Consider the following 15,175-nt stretch of genomic DNA (forward strand, 5'->3'; position numbering starts at 1 on the left):
TTAGATCCCCAATTCCGCCAATAAGCTGTCGACTTCGTCCTGATTGATGCTGGGATTGCTATCGGTAGATACCTCGGGTGTTGGATGCTTGCTGGTATCCAACCCGGTTTCTGCCAGAGTCAGGCGAATCCGCTCTTCAACCGCCTGGAGCAGAGCAATAGCCTTTTTTAACCGCTGACCGGCAAGATCCTGCCCCTGCTGGCTGGCCAGAATCACCAGTAGTGCACTTTCGATCTGCTTGAGGGGTTCATCTATGAAGCTGTTATGGGCGTTGCGAATATCCGCGACCGCATCCTGAGCTCTTTCCACAGCGGCCAAGGTGGCCATGGTCTGTTCTTCGGTCAGACGCAGGGCTTCTTCCAGGGGGTTTTGCGCCCCGGAGAGTTTTTCTTCAGCGGTATTGGCAATGCGTTTCAGGCCTTCTCGTAGCAGGAGTTCCGCTTCGCCCAGCAATCGATTGGGATCCAGTGGATTTTGGGTATTCATCCCTGGGCTCCTTGGGCGGCTTGCAGTCGTTTGAAGACACTATCGAGTTTTTCTTTCAGGGTATCCGCTGTAAAGGGTTTGACGATATAACCGTTGACTCCCGCCTGGGCTGCTTCGAGAATATTTTCGCGCTTGGCTTCGGCCGTCACCATCAGAACCGGTATGTGCTTGAGTTGCGGATCGGAGCGGATGGCACGGAGCAAATCAATACCCTGCATGTTCGGCATGTTCCAGTCGGACACCACAAAATCAAAAGGACGAGTATGCAGTTTTTGCAGTGCCTGGACGCCGTCTTCAGCTTCATCGAAATTACTGAAGCCCAATTCACGTAATAAATTACGCACAATGCGCCGCATGGTAGAGAAATCGTCCACTACTAAAATGTGGATGCCCTTGTCGACCTGGTCAATGCCCATAAATGATGATCTCCTCCTTGAGTCAAACCCCGCCGCTCGGGGTATCAGCAAGCAATTACTGTACCAATATACGACGGGGCTTTTAGCAATGTCATATGCTTGCTAACGGCACGTTCACCCCATAACTAAAGGGTGTCTGTTCCAGAATTTTTACAGTTCTGCCTCAGCCGCGCTGGCTGATGCTCCCTGCCATAATGGGATCAGTACCAGCTTTGCTGGGATTTTGCGGCGCTACCACCACAATGCTGACGCGCCGGTTCATGATCAGCCCCTTGGCGGTGTTGTTGGAAGCTACGGGATGATATTTGCCATATCCGGCAGCCACCAGATGATGGGGATTGACGCCTTGCTGGATGAATAATTCGACCACCGATACAGCGCGTGCCGCAGACAGCGCCCAGTTGGAACGGAATTGTGGGGTACGAATGGGCAAATCATTGGTGAAGCCGTTGACCTGAATCTGATAGGGAATTTGCGCCAGAATCTTAGCAATTTTGCTGAGGGTGCTGGTGGCGTTGGGGCTGATCTGGGCAGCGGCTGATGGGAAAAGAATTTTGGCATTCAAGTCGATCACAATACCCAGGTTGCTTCTATGAATGGCTACGCTTCCCTGTTCAATCAGCGGCTTCAGCAAATCGCGCATCTGTGCTTCTATTTTTTGCATTTCCGGGTTGGCCGGGTTTTCAGGATTTTTTGCTTTTGGTGAAACCTGTCCCTGCTGCACATGGGGTACCGGTGCCATGCTGGCAACCTTGGGTAATGCGGGCAAGGCAACCGGCGTTTGGGTAAGGCTGTTGGTATCCGAGCGAATAGGTACCGGCGACCAGGGCTGACCACTGAACGCAGACACCAGAGTTTTCGATAATACTTTGTATTTCCCTTCGTTAACCGAAGAGATAGCGTACATGACCACAAAAAACGCAAAGAGCAGGGTGATGAAGTCGGCATAGGAAACCAGCCAGCGCTCATGATTTTCCCATTCTTCTTCTTTCTTCTTGCGTGCCATAGGGTGTTCTCCTCTCTCATGTTTTGCTGTTCATACCTACTAAGTAGTCGGGATGTGTTGCTTTGCAGCCCATTCCGACCTTTTCAAGCGAGATTCGTGCCGTCCGTGCTGGACGGTTGATAGGCATGAATCCTGCTGTGTATTTGCCTGATATCAACCATCTTCCTGGTGTCAAAAGTTTGACAATGGGTTCATATGAGGAATGAATATGGTCAACGAAAAAAACCTCGTCGATAAATTGTTTGCCCACGCCAATCGTTTGACGTTAAACACAGCCGTCGAGCGAATGTTACAGTCCCTCGTCGACGCGCAACAAAACATGCAGGTATTGGTGGGTCAACGCAATACTGTTCTAGGTCACACCAGCCTGTTGGCTGAAGATGATCAGAAAAATAGTTTGATTATGGATGCCTTGATGCCAGAAGCCGTCAATACTCATTTGCATCCAGGAGAAGATTTGTTGTTGTGGACTGTTGATGCCTTGCCTGCTGGCTTCCAGACTACCGTGCTGGAGCAGCTCACTTGGCAACGTTTTGCCGCTATCCGGATTCAGCGACCCGAAGTGGTTTATCAGTGGCAAAGACGAGCAAATCTGCGTGCAGTACTTGATGTCTCTGACAAAATGACCGTAGTGCTGCGTCGTTTTGGTGCGCGTGCGCTGGAGGGGGAATGCGTGAACATTGGTGCGGGTGGCATGCGGATGCGAATCACGATTCCTCATGACTATCCGTTGGCTGCAGGCGAGCTGCTGGCGCAGATACAGTTCCGATTCCAGAATCACCCTTATTCGCTTGCTGCCAAAGTCTGTTATTTGAGTGGCGGAAGGCGTCTACAGGGCGGTATGCAAGAGCTGGGCTTGCGTTTTATGGATGTTTCTTCCGCCCTCGAAGATAAAATCATGCAGTTCGCACTGCGTTATGATCGCGAATGCTTACGCCGTGCCAGTCGATAAGGGTTGCTTTACCTGGGTATCGCTGCTGGACAACTCCTGAAGGGGAACCACAGTCTGGGCACCCAATGCAGCAGGAGGCAGATGACTGGTCAGTAAAGGCTCTGACACTATTTCCTGATGTTCGACAATCCACTGTCCAAACTGCATTTTGTCGGGCAGAAAATAAAGCGGCGCCAGAGCATTGCTCTGCAGTTTTCCATTTTCTGTCTGTGGCAGGATGACCATGACCATGGTAATTCCTTCTTTTTCGCTTTTGGCAAAATGCGGAGTTTGTGAATAGCGCAGATTAAAGTGCTCTGGAGCTATTAACAGAAAGGTGATCAGCGGGTCATCCAGAGACTGCAACCAGACAAAGGGACCTTGACTGGGTAGATGTAACAAGGCGAACTGATGCAGTTCCGTAAACCCAGGCATGGGTGCAATGCAGTGCCAGATATCTTTTTCAGCGATGGACAAGGGGCCAAAACGGGTACTATAGGTGCTCATCAGGATTCATCCTCAGGATGACCATTGTCATCCGTATGGTGTTGCTGTCTCAACCAGTGTTCAAAATCGTTGGGCGCCAGGGTTTGGGCGGATTGGTTGGCCAGTTTGACGGTTTCCAGCAATTCTTCGCGTAAAATCGTGAGATTTTCGCTGCTTTCAATGCCTAGTCTTACCTGGCCGTCATCAATGCGGGTAACGACAATGCGAATGTTGTCGCCTATGCAAATGGCCTGACCACGACGCCTGGTGAGTACCAGCACGATTCAGGCGCTCCCGATCAAATGGTTTGCCGGGGTTGATCGAGTGGTACCAAGGTCCGTATAGATGGGCTGACTGTTACCAAAGAAAATTTCCCATGCACCTTGATTGAAGCGCATCAAAGCCTGGATGATTTGCCCGTTTAATTGGTTCTTGCGCAGGATTTCGGTCAGCAAGCTGCGTCCCGGAACAGATTCCAAGGTATTGCGGAACTCGGAATTTGACGATTTCATCTGCTCAAGCTGGGCGAAGCAGCGCATTTTTTCTGAAGCAACTTGCTGGAGATTCTGCATATGGCCTGTCTTCAGGCTGGCAGTCTCATCATCCAGTAACCGCTGCAGTTGTTCCAGCAGTGGAAACTGTTGAGAAATTTTATGCGCATCCGGATGCATACTGTGATCAGGCTGGGGTGCCGGGCTTGTTAGGCATAAACTGCTGATTATCCTGGGTCAGCCCCAGTCCGATTTGCTGCGGAGCAATCTGATAGCTGCCGTTGACAATACTGGAACGAATTGCCGCCAATTGTTCGGTGCTGGCAGAGCTCTCTTTTTGCGCCGCCATCAACTGCCTGGCTTTGGGTGACAAGGTCAAATGATCTTGTGCCACCGAATTGCCACCAGCAGGCTGAACTGCATTTTTTTCGGAACCCGCATTACTGACGGATTGTTCAGGGTTACTCCGGGTTTCCTTGGACGCTATTCCCGTAAGTAATCCATTGTAGGGGTTGATGGGATTCATGAATGTACCTCCTGCCTGACTATGCTATCTCTAGTATTTACGACACATAACAACAATAACTGAAGGTGTTTGAGCCATTTATTTTTCACCATGTCCCTTAAAAGTTTACCACGACATGTCCTTGCGCGGTGACCGTACCCCGTATTATCCGACCGGATTGCAAATTTCTGACCATGATGTTTTGTCCGGGACGACCATTTTCAATGGCGTCGGCAATGGTAGCAATGCGAATGCCATCGCCTTCAGCGTAAAGTGTCACCTGTTCCCCAGCATGTACCACATCAGGAGCGTTGAGCATGCCGGTGGTGATGGGCTGTCCGGCCAAGGTACCGAAGCGCAGGACTTTACCAATAACTGCCTGAGGGGAACGAATCGCACTACCGCTCAAGCCACTGGTATTTCTGCGGACAACAGCCAGATCACCGGCTTGGATGACGGAGCCCGCCGTCAGGGGGCGGGCCGCAATGACCACGGCCTGATCCACCTGGACTTGGACTGGTAGATATATCTGCCAATTGCTGGGTGCCTGACAGAGCACTTTTATGGTCTGGTTGCCATAGGGATTACTGTACCCAAAGTAACTGACTTTGAGCTTGGTACAGCGAGGAAAATGAATGCCCGAAGCAGGGCCATCCAGATGGATATGCAGCCCGGAAGACTGAGCAGGTAAATGGGCGCGAACAAAACTCAGAGCAGCGTTGCGAATAGCATCGGGACTCTCCACGCCAATTTGCGCATGGGCAGCAGTGCTCATCATCATAAGCATGAGTGTCACGACGGCATGGTTGTACCTTCTCCCTGGCGAAGATCTGTGCTTCATTTAATGCCCATGCTCCCTACGCTTGTATCCATGAGATCTCATCAGCAAGAGCGAAAGCAAATAACGCGCCACAACCCAGAACCGGCACATGGTCTTTGAAGTGAACGCTTCTGCTTGCGTGGGCAGCAGGATGCGGCATTTTTTTGCCGATGCGCCTGAGTCAACCCAATGCAGGCGGCCCTTATCTGCCGTTGAAGACAAGGCAACGGGGTGGAGTCAGCGATAAATACTGCTGTAAAAGATGCTCGGTATGAAAAGATCATTGTGGCATATTTTTTGCTTTTAAAAGCCCAAAGGTTTCTCAGGGAGGTCGAGCGGATGTCGGGTTTATTGGATCAAGCGTTGGATCCCTTGGCGGATGCACTGAAAGTGACCGGCTATCGGCAACAACTGCTGGCCGCCAATATAGCCAATGCTAATACACCGAATTATCACGCCGTAGATATCCCTTTCCAGCAGACCTTGGCCGCTGTGCAGTCTGGAGATGATGGAGGCCTTACTCTGGAAACCGATCATCACCGGCAGTTTGCTGCTACTGGTAATGACGCGAGTATGGCAGCTTTTGTGCAGTATCAGCGTGGTAGCCAGGTAGGCCTGGATAATAACTCGGTGAATATGAATCGTGAGCAGGCCAGTTTTTTACAAAATAGTGTGCATTATCAGGCCGATCTCACTTTTCTGACCGGAAAAATCAAAACGCTGATCTCGGCCATTACGGGAACAACCAGTTAAATGTTGCAGGAGTAAATACTATGTCATTGTTTTCAGTTTTGGATGTGGCAAGTTCGGCGCTGACGGCTCAGGGTTATCGGCTGAATGTGGTTGCCAGTAACATGGCGAATGCCAATTCGGCCACCAGTTCTGATGGCCAGCCCTACAGGGCGCGCGAAGTAGTATTTGCGGCACAACCCTTTGCGGGTGCGGGCGCTCCGGCAGGAGTGAATGGTGTGCGTGTGGCGGAAGTCGTCAGCAAGCCTGGGCCATTCAAAATGGTGTATCAGCCCGGTAATCCCCTAGCCGACAAGGAAGGTTACGTCAAAATGCCCAACGTGAATCCGGTGGATGAAATGGTGAACATGATCTCGGCCTCACGGGCTTATCAGGCGAATGTGAATGTGATGAACACCACCAAAGCCTTGCTGCAGAAAACCCTTACTCTGGGAGCCTGAACATGAGCGTCAATTCTCTGACATCCAGCGTCAATCCTTTTTATCAGTCCTTACAGACCAGTTCGGCAGGCAGTTCGGGTACGGCCAGCAGTGGTGCCAGCGGCCTCGCCAGCGAGAGCACTTTTTATAATTTGCTGGTCACCCAATTAACCAATCAGGATCCGCTTAATCCGCTCAGTAATCAGGATTTGTCCTCACAGTTGGCGCAATTCAGCATGGCCAACGGCGTGCAGGCCATTCAGGGTTCACTCAGCTCGCTGATGGCACAGATTAACCAGAATCAGGGTTTGCAGGCGGCCTCATTGATTGGCAAATCGGTAACCACTTCCGGCAATCAACTGACTTTGAGTGGCAGCAGTTCTACGGGTGCTTACGATCTTGCCGGTGATGCCGCTGCAGTGAATGTGCTGATAAAAAACAGCGCCGGACAGACGCTAGCGATTTTGCCCCAGGGTCCACAGTCTTCGGGAATGCAGAGCTTTTCCTGGAATGGTAAAGCAGCCAACGGGAGCGCTCTGCCAGCCGGCAATTATCAGTTTTCCGTTCAGGCTGCTGGCGCCAATGGCGATGCGGTAACGAGTACGCCGTATATGTTCGGGGTGGTCAATGGCGTCACCCTCGGAAATGCAGGTCCCACCCTGCAATTACAAGGTCAGCAAGGTTCTGTGCCTTTCAGCTCCGTGCAGAATATTATTTAAGGAGTTTTAAAATGGGTGCATTCAATACAGCATTAAGTGGTTTGCAGGCGGCCAATTCTGATTTACAGGTGTTGGGTAATAATATCTCCAATGCGAATACGGTGGGGTTCAAAAGCTCCAATGCCGAGTTTGCCGATGCCTATGCTTCGGCCATGGCCAATACTGCGCCTACAGACGGACAGGTAGGTATTGGTACAACGGTTCAGACGATTGCCCAACAATTTACCCAGGGCAATATCCAGACAACCAGCAATCCGCTGGATGTGGCAATCAATGGTAATGGTTTTTTTCAATTCAATTATAATGGCTCTACGGTTTATGGACGTAATGGACAGTTCCAGCTCAATAAAAATGGCGTCATTGTAGACGCCAATGGCGGCGAGTTGATTGGTGTTCAGGCGCAGAATGGCAAGCTGACCGGAGCCAGTGGTCCATTAACCATCAATCAGAATGCCATTGCCCCACAGGCTACCTCGGGATTGAGTCTGGGCTTAAATCTGGATTCCACTAATACACCGCTGAGTGGTGCAATTAATATCAATGACCCAAGCACTTATAATTATTCTACGACGACAACTGTTTACGACAGTCTGGGAACCCCACAGTTATTGACCACTTATTATCAATTACAAAGTGGTTCAGCAACAACAAGCTCTGGACAGACCTGGAATGTCGATTACTCGGTTACGGGTACCAATGGCGCCAGCGGCATTACGTCTGGCAGTGTAGGCACCTTGCAATTTAATAATCTGGGGCAGGAAACCAGTTCGACCTCCACCCCTATATCCGGTATTTCCTGGGCAGATGGCGCAGCTTCCACCACCATCAATGTGAATTTTAGCGGTAGCACCAATTACAACTCTCCCAATTCGGTGATTACCAATAACAGTAATGGTTATAGTGCCGGCCAATTGTCAGGGCTCTCCATTGACTCCGGTGGTAATATTTTCGGGCGTTATAGTAACGGTGAATCGCAGCTCATGGGGCAAATCAGCCTGACGCGGTTTCCGGATAATAACGGTCTACAAAATCTCGGCAACAATTACTGGGCGGAAACCTATGTATCCGGACAACCGCTGTCCGGTCAGCCGGGCAGTTCCAATCTTGGGGTTTTGCAGGCGGGTGCTGTGGAGCAGTCCAATGTGAATATTTCAAAGGATCTCGTCAATCTGATTGTGGCGCAACAAGCCTACCAGGCCAATGCCCAGACCATTAAAACTCAGAATACCGTGGTGCAGACGCTCTTGAGTTTGTAAGAGGATAAATCATGGATACCCTTTATATTGCCATGAGCGGTGCCAACGCCATTCTGCAGAAGCAGACGGTCACCGCCAATAATCTGGCCAATGCCAACACCACCGGTTACCGCGCCGACGAAGCCCAATTCAGCGCATTGCCTGTTTATGGACAGGGTTTGCCGACCCGCGCCTATACGGCTACGGAAACCCCCAGCTTGGATTTTCAGTCGGGACCCATTGTCCACACCGGCCGACCGCTGGACGTGGCAGTGAATGGCCAGGGCTGGTTGACCGTGCAGGGCCCTGACGGTCAAGAGGCTTATACCCGGGATGGGAACTTGCAGCTCAATGGTCAGGGTATTCTCATGACGGCAACCGGCCATCCGGTGCTGGGCGTCAATGGCGCACCGATTTCTCTGCCACCCATGCAGTCTCTGGTGATTGGCAGTGACGGGGTCATCTCTGGAGTTCCGGTAGGGAGTCAGCCCAATGCCATCGTGACCATCAACCAGATCAAGCTGGTGAATCCTTCAGAAAAAGGCTTACAGAAAAATCCCGATGGTCTTTTTCAGAACAGCGACGGCAAACCCGCCCCCGAGGATGGTAATGTCGTGCTGGAGCCTGGCGCTCTGGAAGGCAGCAATGTGAATCCGGTCAATGCCATGATCCAGATGCTGGAAGACACACGGCAATTCGACATGCAGACCAAATTGATGCAGACCGTATCCCAGGATCGGCAAAGCGCCAATCAATTGCTGGTTCTGTCATAATTTATCAGGAGTAATCCATCATGATGCGTTCTCTTTATGTGGCAGCAACCGGGCTGGAAGGTGAGCAGACCAAAATGGACGTAATCGCCAATAATCTGGCGAACGTCAATACCACCGGGTTCAAGCAGTCCCGAGCTGTATTTCAGGATCTGCTTTATCAAAATCTGCGCCAGCCCGGTGCCCAGTCTTCACAAACCACGCAATACCCATCGGGGCTGCAGTTGGGAACCGGTGTAAGGGTGATGTCCACAGAGCGATTGATGACCCAGGGCAACTTGACCCAGACGGGGAACGCTCTGGATGTGGGGATCAATGGGCAAGGTTTTTTTCAGATCATGCAACCCAATGGTACCATTGCCTATAGTCGGGATGGCACTTTTCAGATGAATAATCAGGGACAATTGGTCAATTCCAATGGTTACCTGCTCCAGCCGCCGGTCACCATTCCACCCAATGCCCAGTCCATCACTATCGGCAATGATGGTACGGTATCGGTGGTCTTGCCGGGGCAAGCGCAGCCCCAGCAGGTCGGTACCATCCAACTTGCCAACTTTATCAACCCCACGGGTTTGCAGAGTATTGGCGATAATCTCTACTTGCAGACTGGATCTTCCGGAGCTCCGCAAACAGGGCAACCCACCCTCAATGGGCTGGGCTCCGTGCAGCAGGGTTATCTGGAATCCTCCAATGTCAATGTGGTGTCGGAACTGGTGGATATGATTGCTACCCAGCGCGCTTACGAAATCAACAGCAAGGCGGTATCCACGTCGGATTCCATGCTGGGTTATCTCACCCAGAATTTGTGAGGCTGATACAATGCGCACTCCAGCCATGAGTAAACACAGCACTGATTTTGCGGCGTCTTCAGGACATATCGGGATGCTTTTGCTGCGTCTGGGGCTGCTGCTGATATTGGCTATGGGCTTGAGTGCCTGCGCCAGTCTGCAGGGAGATCATGATGTTAAACCCTTAAAGCCATTGCCGATACCTGCAGAACCGGAATCATTGGCGGCGCATGCCCCTAATGGTGCCATCTGGCAGGCGGGTACCAATGTGTCCTTGTTCAGTGATAATCGCGCCAATCGCGTGGGTGATCTGATTACCGTTCTGATTCAGGAAAACTCTAGTGCCAGCAATAATACCAACACGGCCATCAACACTTCGGATTCTCTGAGTGCGGCGCTGACCAATTTCTTTGGCATAGTTCCTGCTTTTGGAAGTGTGGCGGGAACACCCTTCAGTCCGAGCATGGGCGCTAATAGTGCCCAGAAGTATGGCGGAACAGGGGCGACATCCCAGAGTAATACGTTTAAGGCGACCCTGGAGGTGACTGTGGTGCGTGTGCAAGGTAACGGCAATCTGGTCATTGAAGGCTCTAAAGAGGTGCTGCTCAATGGCGGTCATGAATACATCCGGGTCGCGGGTGTTGTGAGGCCTGCAGATGTGACCCCGCAGAATACGATACTTTCCACCCAGATTGCTGATGCCCGCGTCGAATACAGCGGCAATGGCACGATTTATTCAGCAGCAAGAATGCCTTGGCTGGCGCGCTTCTTCCTGTCACTATGGCCTTTCTGAGGAAGGTGATGATGAACAAGCACTTTCGCTCCTTACTCGCGCTATGCATGATACTAGGTCTGACCATTCTGGTGGGCTTGGAGACTGCTCAGGCGGAAACCATCCGCAATCTGGTCGCCGTAGGTGGGGTACGGAGTAACCAGTTAGTAGGTTATGGCCTGGTGGTCGGACTCAATGGTACCGGCGATCAGGCCACCCAGGTGCCCTATACCACCCAATCCCTGCTGAACATGTTCCAGCGCCTGGGCATCAATTTACCCGCTTCTGTGGCCACGAACCTGCAGCCCAAGGATGTGGCTGCGGTGATTGTCACCGCACATCTGCCGCCTTTTGCGCAGCCCGGGCAGACCATCAATGTCACGGTTTCGGCGGTGGGTAATGCCAGCAGCCTGGCCGGGGGAACCCTGCTGATGACGCCGCTGAAGGGTGCCGACGGGCAAACCTACGCGGTCGCCCAGGGTAGTTTGATTGTCAGTGGATTCGGGGCCAGCAGTAATGGCTCTTCGGCGCAGGTGAATATTACCACTGCGGGGACCATTCCCAATGGTGCCAACGTCGAGCGTTCCGTGTCTTCCGGCTTTGACCAGGCCGGGCCAATGATGCTGGAGTTGCATCAACCGAGTTTTACTACGGCAGCGCGGATTGCCAATGTGATCAATCAACAGATGGGGTATGGGGTGGCAGAAGCCCTGAATGCCGGAGAAGTACGGGTGAATGCCCCCGGCACCCCCGGTGCGCGTGTCAATTTTCTGTCGCAGATCGAAAACCTGAACGTCAGTCCCGAAACGCCGCTGGCGAAAGTGGTGATTGATGCGCGCAGTGGTACGGTCGTGCTGGGGCAGAATGTGACCCTGGGAGCCTGTGCTGTTGCTCACGGTAATCTGTCGGTGACCATTTCCCAAAAGTACCTGGTCAGTCAGCCGAATCCTCTGGGTGCCGGGCAGACGGTGGTTGCCCCCCAGGCCAATGTGAAGGTTACTCAGCCCCAGGCCAAGCTCTTGATGTTTGAACCGGGAGTCAGCCTGGAGGCAGTAGTGCGGGCGCTGAACGCTGTTGGGGCGACACCGACGGATCTGATCGCCATCTTGCAGGCCATGAAAGCCGCAGGCGCCCTGCATGCACAGCTGGAAGTGATATGAGTGGCACTGGAATACAGCTGACGGCAAACACCACGGCCACAGCCGTCAGCCCCCAGGCAGCGGCTGCGACGGCCAGTGACGCTCTGAATTTTTCTGGTCTGAGTCAGTTGCGCAGTGATGCCGATGCCCATGATCCCAAGACCATTCTGGCGGTAGCCAAGCAATTTGAGGCGGTGTTACTGCAGGAAATGCTCTCGGCCATGTCGGCAACGTCTTTCGGCTCGGATTTGACCGGAAAAAACTCCGGCCCGCTGATGAAGTCCCTCTTTAATCAGCAAATCGCCCAAACCGTCAGCCAAGGGCAGGGGATAGGTATCGCCCAGACCCTCGCCAAGGAAATTGCCACCCGTTACCACTTGCATTGGGGCAAGCAGAATGCTGCGCAAAGTGCTGACAAGCCGCTAAGCATGCCCGCACGAAATGCGGGCTTGTCCGCTCCCTTGGCATCCTCTGCCATGTCTCCGGAATCCTGGGTGAAACCTTCACAGTCTTTGCTGGAGCAAGCGAAATCCTTTGTCCAATCCATTTTGCCGGCCGTGCGGGTAGCCGCACAGAAGCTTGGCGTGGCACCTACCGCCATTATTGCCCAGGCTGCCCTGGAAACGGGCTGGGGCAGCCATGTGGCCGGTAATAATCTGTTTGGTATTAAAGGCGGTGGGGGCTGGCTGGGCACATCAGTACATAGTCTGACCCATGAATTCGAAAATGGCGTCAATGAAGTTGAAAATGCGGCTTTTCGCGCCTATCAGAATGTGGGGGAAAGTGTGCATAATTATGCCCAGTTGCTGCTGAATAATCCCCGTTATCGCCAGGCTTTGGGGCAGGGCAACAATATCGCCGGATTTGCCGAAGCTCTGCAGCAGGGGGGATATGCCACAGATCCGCACTATGCCAGCAAGCTGGTGGCAGTGGCTGAAAGCCCGCTCATGCAGACAGTCATGGGAGATTTATCAGGTGAAAATGCCGCCAGTTAAACTTTATGGCATTTGTGCCGTTAATCAAATAGGGCCTCATTTGCAGGCGGGAGATTCTCGATGAGCGATGCATCCATGCAGCAGGAACTGGAAACCGTTCGTCAGTTGACTCAGGTTCTGGAAAACCAGAAACAGTGGCTGGCGCAGGGTGACTGGACGCAGCCCATGCCTGATGCCGATATGACGGAGCGCTTGGGAAAGCGCTTACTGAGCATGCGCAGCAATCATCCTGAGGCTGTTCCCTCCGCAGAACTCAAAGAAGCTGTGCTGATGCTGCAGGAGCACTACAGTGCCCTGGACCATGCCTTACGGGTGGCTGGTTCCGGCCTGGGGGAGGCGCTGATGATGCTGCGTGAACAAACAGGTCTGGTTTATGGCAGTGCAGAGTCCACCGGTCGATCTTTAGGGAGTGCTTGACCATGTCGGGTATCAGTGGGTTGGTCAATAATGCCCTCACGGGTCTGCAGGCGGCGCAATCGGCCCTGCAGGTGACCGGTGATAATATTGCCAACGTCAATACCCCCGGTTACAGCCAGCAGAACATCGTGCAGTCCACCGCCGTGCCCACTCTTTTGGGGGGGCAGTATTATGGTAATGGTACCCAGGTCGAATCGGTACAGCGCAGTTACAGCAGCTTTTTGCAGGGTCAGGTCTGGACGGCCAGCGCCAGTGCCAGTGGGCAGGCCAGTCTTTCCAGTTCTCTCCAGAATATTCTGGGCATCCTCAATAACGGGGGTATCAGTTCGCAGGTCAGTCAGTTTTTTTCAGGGGTGGCCCAAGTGGCTGCCAGTCCCACGGATATTCCGGCGCGCCAGAGTATGCTCAGTAACGCCCAGACTCTCAGTCAGACCTTTCAGTCTTTGGGGCAGCAACTCGCCAGTGTGGATAGCGGTGTCAATCAGCAAATTTCCGAATCTGTCAGTCAGGTCAATGCATTGAGCAAGCAGATTGCGCAACTGAATGTGCAGATTGCCGCCTCGCAAAGCGGGGCCAATGCCACACCCAATGATTTACTGGACCAGAGGGATCATCTCATCACCGAATTGAACGGTCAGGTAGGCGTGCAGGTGTTGAAGCAGAACAATCAACAGCTGAGCGTCTATTTGAGCAATGGCCAGGTATTGGTAGCGGGCAGCCAATCCTTTGCCCTGCAAACCCAGCCCAGCCCTTACAACCAGCAAACCCTCAATGTGGGCTATGCCAGCAATGGCGCTGACTTGACCAAAAATCTGACCGGTGGAACCCTGGGTGGTCTGCTGCAATTTCGCAGCCAGTCTCTGGATCCCGCTGAAAACGGATTGGGCCTGCTCGCAGACGGCATTACTGCTGCATTGAACGCGCAGCAGGCCCAGGGCTTGAATCTGTCAGGTTCCAGCGGCACGGCCCTGTTCAGCGCCGGGCCGGTCAGTGTGTATGCCAATACCCATAACAGCAGTGGCAGTGTCTCCGTGGTCGGCACCATCACCAATGCCGGTAATCTCAGCGCCAGTCAGTATATTCTGAGCAAAAGTTCCGGCTCGGTATGGAATCTGGAGAACAGCAGCACCGGTGCTGTCGTGGCGAGCACTTCTGGGACTCCACTGAGTGGTGCTGGTGCGACGACCCTGAATTTTTCTCAGCAAGGTTTTCAATTGCAGGTGTCCGGCAGTGCTGCAGCGGGTGATAGTTTTCTGGTTGAACCCACCCGCCTGGGGGCGATGGACATGCAGACGGTCATGACAGACCCTGCGGGTATTGCCGCTGCCAGTCCTTATGTCAGCAGCCCGGGCCAGTTGCTAAGCGGCAGCAGTCTGGTGAATAACAATCGCGGCAATATGACCCTCTCGGCCGGGCAATATGTAAGTAGTAGTGGTTCGGGCGCCATTGTAGTTTCCGGTCTGTCCACTTTCCCGACACCTTTACAAATTACCATCACCAGCGGCGCCAGCCAGGAGGGCGGCACGGCCAGCTTCCAGATCAGCTCCAGTTCCGGAACCGGATCGGTGCTGGGATCAGGAACGGTCAGTCTGGGTGGTTCCGGTACCGTCATTGATATACAAAACCCCAATGCGCCCGGAGGATATTGGCAGGTAAATCTCAGTGGTAGTCTTGCGGCTTCCGGTGATGCTTTCACCCTGAGTAAGGGGGGGGCAGGCAGCAATGGTAATGCCCAATTGATGACCGGATTGTCCACCAGCAAGATTTTGAATAGTGGAACCGCGACTTTTAATGACAATGCCGCCCAGTTGATTACCCAGGTGACCAATCAGGCCGCTCAGGCCCAGAATAATGCCCAGGCCCAACTGACGGTGCTGCAGTCTGCCCAGGCTGCCCAGCAATCCGTATCCGGCGTCAATCTGGACCAGGAAGCTGCCAATCTGGTTCAATATCAACAAGCCTACCAAGCGGCCGCCAAAGCCATTTCCGTGGGGAATACCCTGTTTCAGTCCCTGATTCAGGCCTTATAA

20 protein-coding genes are annotated in these 15,175 nt (G+C 52.9%); 12 read left to right on the forward strand and 8 right to left on the reverse strand.

What is annotated here, in order from left to right:
* The 3 genes from B1757_RS05415 to motD all read right to left on the reverse strand — a co-directional run bounded on the left by B1757_RS05415 (nt 1) and on the right by motD (nt 1,908).
* Nucleotides 1-486: a protein phosphatase CheZ gene (locus tag B1757_RS05415; RefSeq protein WP_101537347.1), complete on the reverse strand. Its 486-nt coding sequence runs from the start codon at nt 484-486 to the stop codon at nt 1-3.
* Nucleotides 483-902: a chemotaxis response regulator CheY gene (gene cheY / locus B1757_RS05420; protein WP_101537348.1), complete on the reverse strand. Its 420-nt coding sequence runs from the start codon at nt 900-902 to the stop codon at nt 483-485. Before cheY ends, B1757_RS05415 begins: the two co-directional genes overlap by 4 nt.
* Before the next feature lie 163 nt (nt 903-1,065).
* Nucleotides 1,066-1,908 carry a flagellar motor protein MotD gene (gene motD, locus B1757_RS05425; protein WP_101537349.1) on the reverse strand — a complete coding sequence of 281 codons (843 nt, stop codon included), beginning with the start codon at nt 1,906-1,908 and terminating at the stop codon, nt 1,066-1,068.
* 208 nt (nt 1,909-2,116) lie between these two features.
* Between motD and B1757_RS05430 the strand changes: the two genes are divergently transcribed.
* Nucleotides 2,117-2,860 carry a flagellar brake protein gene (locus tag B1757_RS05430; protein ID WP_172437615.1) on the forward strand — a complete coding sequence of 248 codons (744 nt, stop codon included), beginning with the start codon at nt 2,117-2,119 and terminating at the stop codon, nt 2,858-2,860.
* On the opposite strand, the gene fliW is transcribed toward B1757_RS05430, so the two are convergent.
* From fliW to flgA, 5 genes are all read right to left on the reverse strand, one after another.
* Nucleotides 2,840-3,346, reverse strand: a complete 507-nt coding sequence (gene fliW / locus B1757_RS05435) for a flagellar assembly protein FliW (RefSeq protein WP_101537351.1) — start codon at nt 3,344-3,346, stop codon at nt 2,840-2,842. The genes B1757_RS05430 and fliW overlap by 21 nt on opposite strands.
* Nucleotides 3,346-3,606: a carbon storage regulator gene (locus tag B1757_RS05440; RefSeq protein WP_101537352.1), complete on the reverse strand. Its 261-nt coding sequence runs from the start codon at nt 3,604-3,606 to the stop codon at nt 3,346-3,348. Before B1757_RS05440 ends, fliW begins: the two co-directional genes overlap by 1 nt.
* Nucleotides 3,607-3,609: 3 nt before the next feature.
* Nucleotides 3,610-3,897 (reverse strand): hypothetical protein, encoded by a 288-nt coding sequence (locus B1757_RS05445; protein WP_143484226.1) that lies wholly within the window; start codon nt 3,895-3,897, stop codon nt 3,610-3,612.
* 106 nt (nt 3,898-4,003) lie between these two features.
* Entirely contained in the window at nt 4,004-4,342 is a 339-nt protein-coding gene (locus B1757_RS05450) for a flagellar biosynthesis anti-sigma factor FlgM (protein WP_101537354.1), read from the reverse strand.
* A 97-nt stretch (nt 4,343-4,439) separates the two neighbouring features.
* Entirely contained in the window at nt 4,440-5,108 is a 669-nt protein-coding gene (flgA, locus tag B1757_RS05455) for a flagellar basal body P-ring formation chaperone FlgA (RefSeq protein ID WP_253253735.1), read from the reverse strand.
* A gap of 372 nt (nt 5,109-5,480) precedes the next feature.
* Between flgA and flgB the strand changes: the two genes are divergently transcribed.
* Genes flgB through flgK form a run of 11 tightly spaced genes read left to right on the forward strand, consistent with a single transcriptional unit; the run spans nt 5,481 to nt 15,175 of the window.
* Nucleotides 5,481-5,894 (forward strand): flagellar basal body rod protein FlgB, encoded by a 414-nt coding sequence (flgB, locus tag B1757_RS05460; RefSeq protein WP_101537356.1) that lies wholly within the window; start codon nt 5,481-5,483, stop codon nt 5,892-5,894.
* Between the two features lie 20 nt (nt 5,895-5,914).
* On the forward strand, nt 5,915-6,331 hold the full coding sequence (gene flgC / locus B1757_RS05465) for a flagellar basal body rod protein FlgC (RefSeq protein WP_101537357.1): 417 nt from the start codon (nt 5,915-5,917) through the stop codon (nt 6,329-6,331).
* Nucleotides 6,332-6,333: 2 nt separating this feature from the next.
* A complete protein-coding gene (locus B1757_RS05470) occupies nt 6,334-7,029 on the forward strand; it encodes a flagellar hook assembly protein FlgD (RefSeq protein ID WP_101537358.1) in 696 nt (231 codons plus the stop codon).
* Between the two features lie 11 nt (nt 7,030-7,040).
* The gene (gene flgE, locus B1757_RS05475) at nt 7,041-8,285 is read left to right on the forward strand and encodes a flagellar hook protein FlgE (protein ID WP_101537359.1); all 1,245 of its coding nucleotides are present in this window, start codon (nt 7,041-7,043) and stop codon (nt 8,283-8,285) included.
* An 11-nt stretch (nt 8,286-8,296) separates the two neighbouring features.
* Nucleotides 8,297-9,037, forward strand: a complete 741-nt coding sequence (flgF, locus tag B1757_RS05480; RefSeq protein WP_101537360.1) for a flagellar basal-body rod protein FlgF — start codon at nt 8,297-8,299, stop codon at nt 9,035-9,037.
* A gap of 20 nt (nt 9,038-9,057) precedes the next feature.
* Entirely contained in the window at nt 9,058-9,843 is a 786-nt protein-coding gene (gene flgG / locus B1757_RS05485) for a flagellar basal-body rod protein FlgG (protein WP_101537361.1), read from the forward strand.
* Nucleotides 9,844-9,868: 25 nt separating this feature from the next.
* Nucleotides 9,869-10,615, forward strand: coding sequence for a flagellar basal body L-ring protein FlgH (locus B1757_RS05490; RefSeq protein ID WP_253253727.1), 747 nt, complete (start codon nt 9,869-9,871; stop codon nt 10,613-10,615).
* 47 nt (nt 10,616-10,662) lie between these two features.
* Nucleotides 10,663-11,754, forward strand: a complete 1,092-nt coding sequence (locus B1757_RS05495; protein WP_172437616.1) for a flagellar basal body P-ring protein FlgI — start codon at nt 10,663-10,665, stop codon at nt 11,752-11,754.
* On the forward strand, nt 11,751-12,728 hold the full coding sequence (flgJ, locus tag B1757_RS05500) for a flagellar assembly peptidoglycan hydrolase FlgJ (protein ID WP_101537364.1): 978 nt from the start codon (nt 11,751-11,753) through the stop codon (nt 12,726-12,728). Before B1757_RS05495 ends, flgJ begins: the two co-directional genes overlap by 4 nt.
* A 60-nt stretch (nt 12,729-12,788) precedes the next feature.
* Nucleotides 12,789-13,145, forward strand: a complete 357-nt coding sequence (locus tag B1757_RS05505; RefSeq protein ID WP_101537365.1) for a hypothetical protein — start codon at nt 12,789-12,791, stop codon at nt 13,143-13,145.
* Between the two features lie 2 nt (nt 13,146-13,147).
* Nucleotides 13,148-15,175 (forward strand): flagellar hook-associated protein FlgK, encoded by a 2,028-nt coding sequence (flgK, locus tag B1757_RS05510; RefSeq protein WP_101537366.1) that lies wholly within the window; start codon nt 13,148-13,150, stop codon nt 15,173-15,175.

This window comes from Acidithiobacillus marinus, assembly GCF_002847505.1.
GTDB classification, from domain to species: domain Bacteria; phylum Pseudomonadota; class Gammaproteobacteria; order Acidithiobacillales; family Acidithiobacillaceae; genus Acidithiobacillus; species Acidithiobacillus marinus.

Coding starts and splice junctions, on each gene's coding strand:
- B1757_RS05415 (WP_101537347.1), bottom strand. CDS start 486: ATGAATACCCAAAATCCACTGGATCCCAATCGATTGCTGGGCGAAGCG.
- cheY (WP_101537348.1), bottom strand. CDS start 902: ATGGGCATTGACCAGGTCGACAAGGGCATCCACATTTTAGTAGTGGAC.
- motD (WP_101537349.1), bottom strand. CDS start 1,908: ATGGCACGCAAGAAGAAAGAAGAAGAATGGGAAAATCATGAGCGCTGG.
- B1757_RS05430 (WP_172437615.1), top strand. CDS start 2,117: ATGGTCAACGAAAAAAACCTCGTCGATAAATTGTTTGCCCACGCCAAT.
- fliW (WP_101537351.1), bottom strand. CDS start 3,346: ATGAGCACCTATAGTACCCGTTTTGGCCCCTTGTCCATCGCTGAAAAA.
- B1757_RS05445 (WP_143484226.1), bottom strand. CDS start 3,897: ATGCAGAATCTCCAGCAAGTTGCTTCAGAAAAAATGCGCTGCTTCGCC.
- B1757_RS05450 (WP_101537354.1), bottom strand. CDS start 4,342: ATGAATCCCATCAACCCCTACAATGGATTACTTACGGGAATAGCGTCC.
- flgA (WP_253253735.1), bottom strand. CDS start 5,108: ATGCTTATGATGATGAGCACTGCTGCCCATGCGCAAATTGGCGTGGAG.
- flgB (WP_101537356.1), top strand. CDS start 5,481: ATGTCGGGTTTATTGGATCAAGCGTTGGATCCCTTGGCGGATGCACTG.
- flgC (WP_101537357.1), top strand. CDS start 5,915: ATGTCATTGTTTTCAGTTTTGGATGTGGCAAGTTCGGCGCTGACGGCT.
- B1757_RS05470 (WP_101537358.1), top strand. CDS start 6,334: ATGAGCGTCAATTCTCTGACATCCAGCGTCAATCCTTTTTATCAGTCC.
- flgE (WP_101537359.1), top strand. CDS start 7,041: ATGGGTGCATTCAATACAGCATTAAGTGGTTTGCAGGCGGCCAATTCT.
- flgF (WP_101537360.1), top strand. CDS start 8,297: ATGGATACCCTTTATATTGCCATGAGCGGTGCCAACGCCATTCTGCAG.
- flgG (WP_101537361.1), top strand. CDS start 9,058: ATGATGCGTTCTCTTTATGTGGCAGCAACCGGGCTGGAAGGTGAGCAG.
- B1757_RS05490 (WP_253253727.1), top strand. CDS start 9,869: ATGAGTAAACACAGCACTGATTTTGCGGCGTCTTCAGGACATATCGGG.
- B1757_RS05495 (WP_172437616.1), top strand. CDS start 10,663: ATGATACTAGGTCTGACCATTCTGGTGGGCTTGGAGACTGCTCAGGCG.
- flgJ (WP_101537364.1), top strand. CDS start 11,751: ATGAGTGGCACTGGAATACAGCTGACGGCAAACACCACGGCCACAGCC.
- B1757_RS05505 (WP_101537365.1), top strand. CDS start 12,789: ATGAGCGATGCATCCATGCAGCAGGAACTGGAAACCGTTCGTCAGTTG.
- flgK (WP_101537366.1), top strand. CDS start 13,148: ATGTCGGGTATCAGTGGGTTGGTCAATAATGCCCTCACGGGTCTGCAG.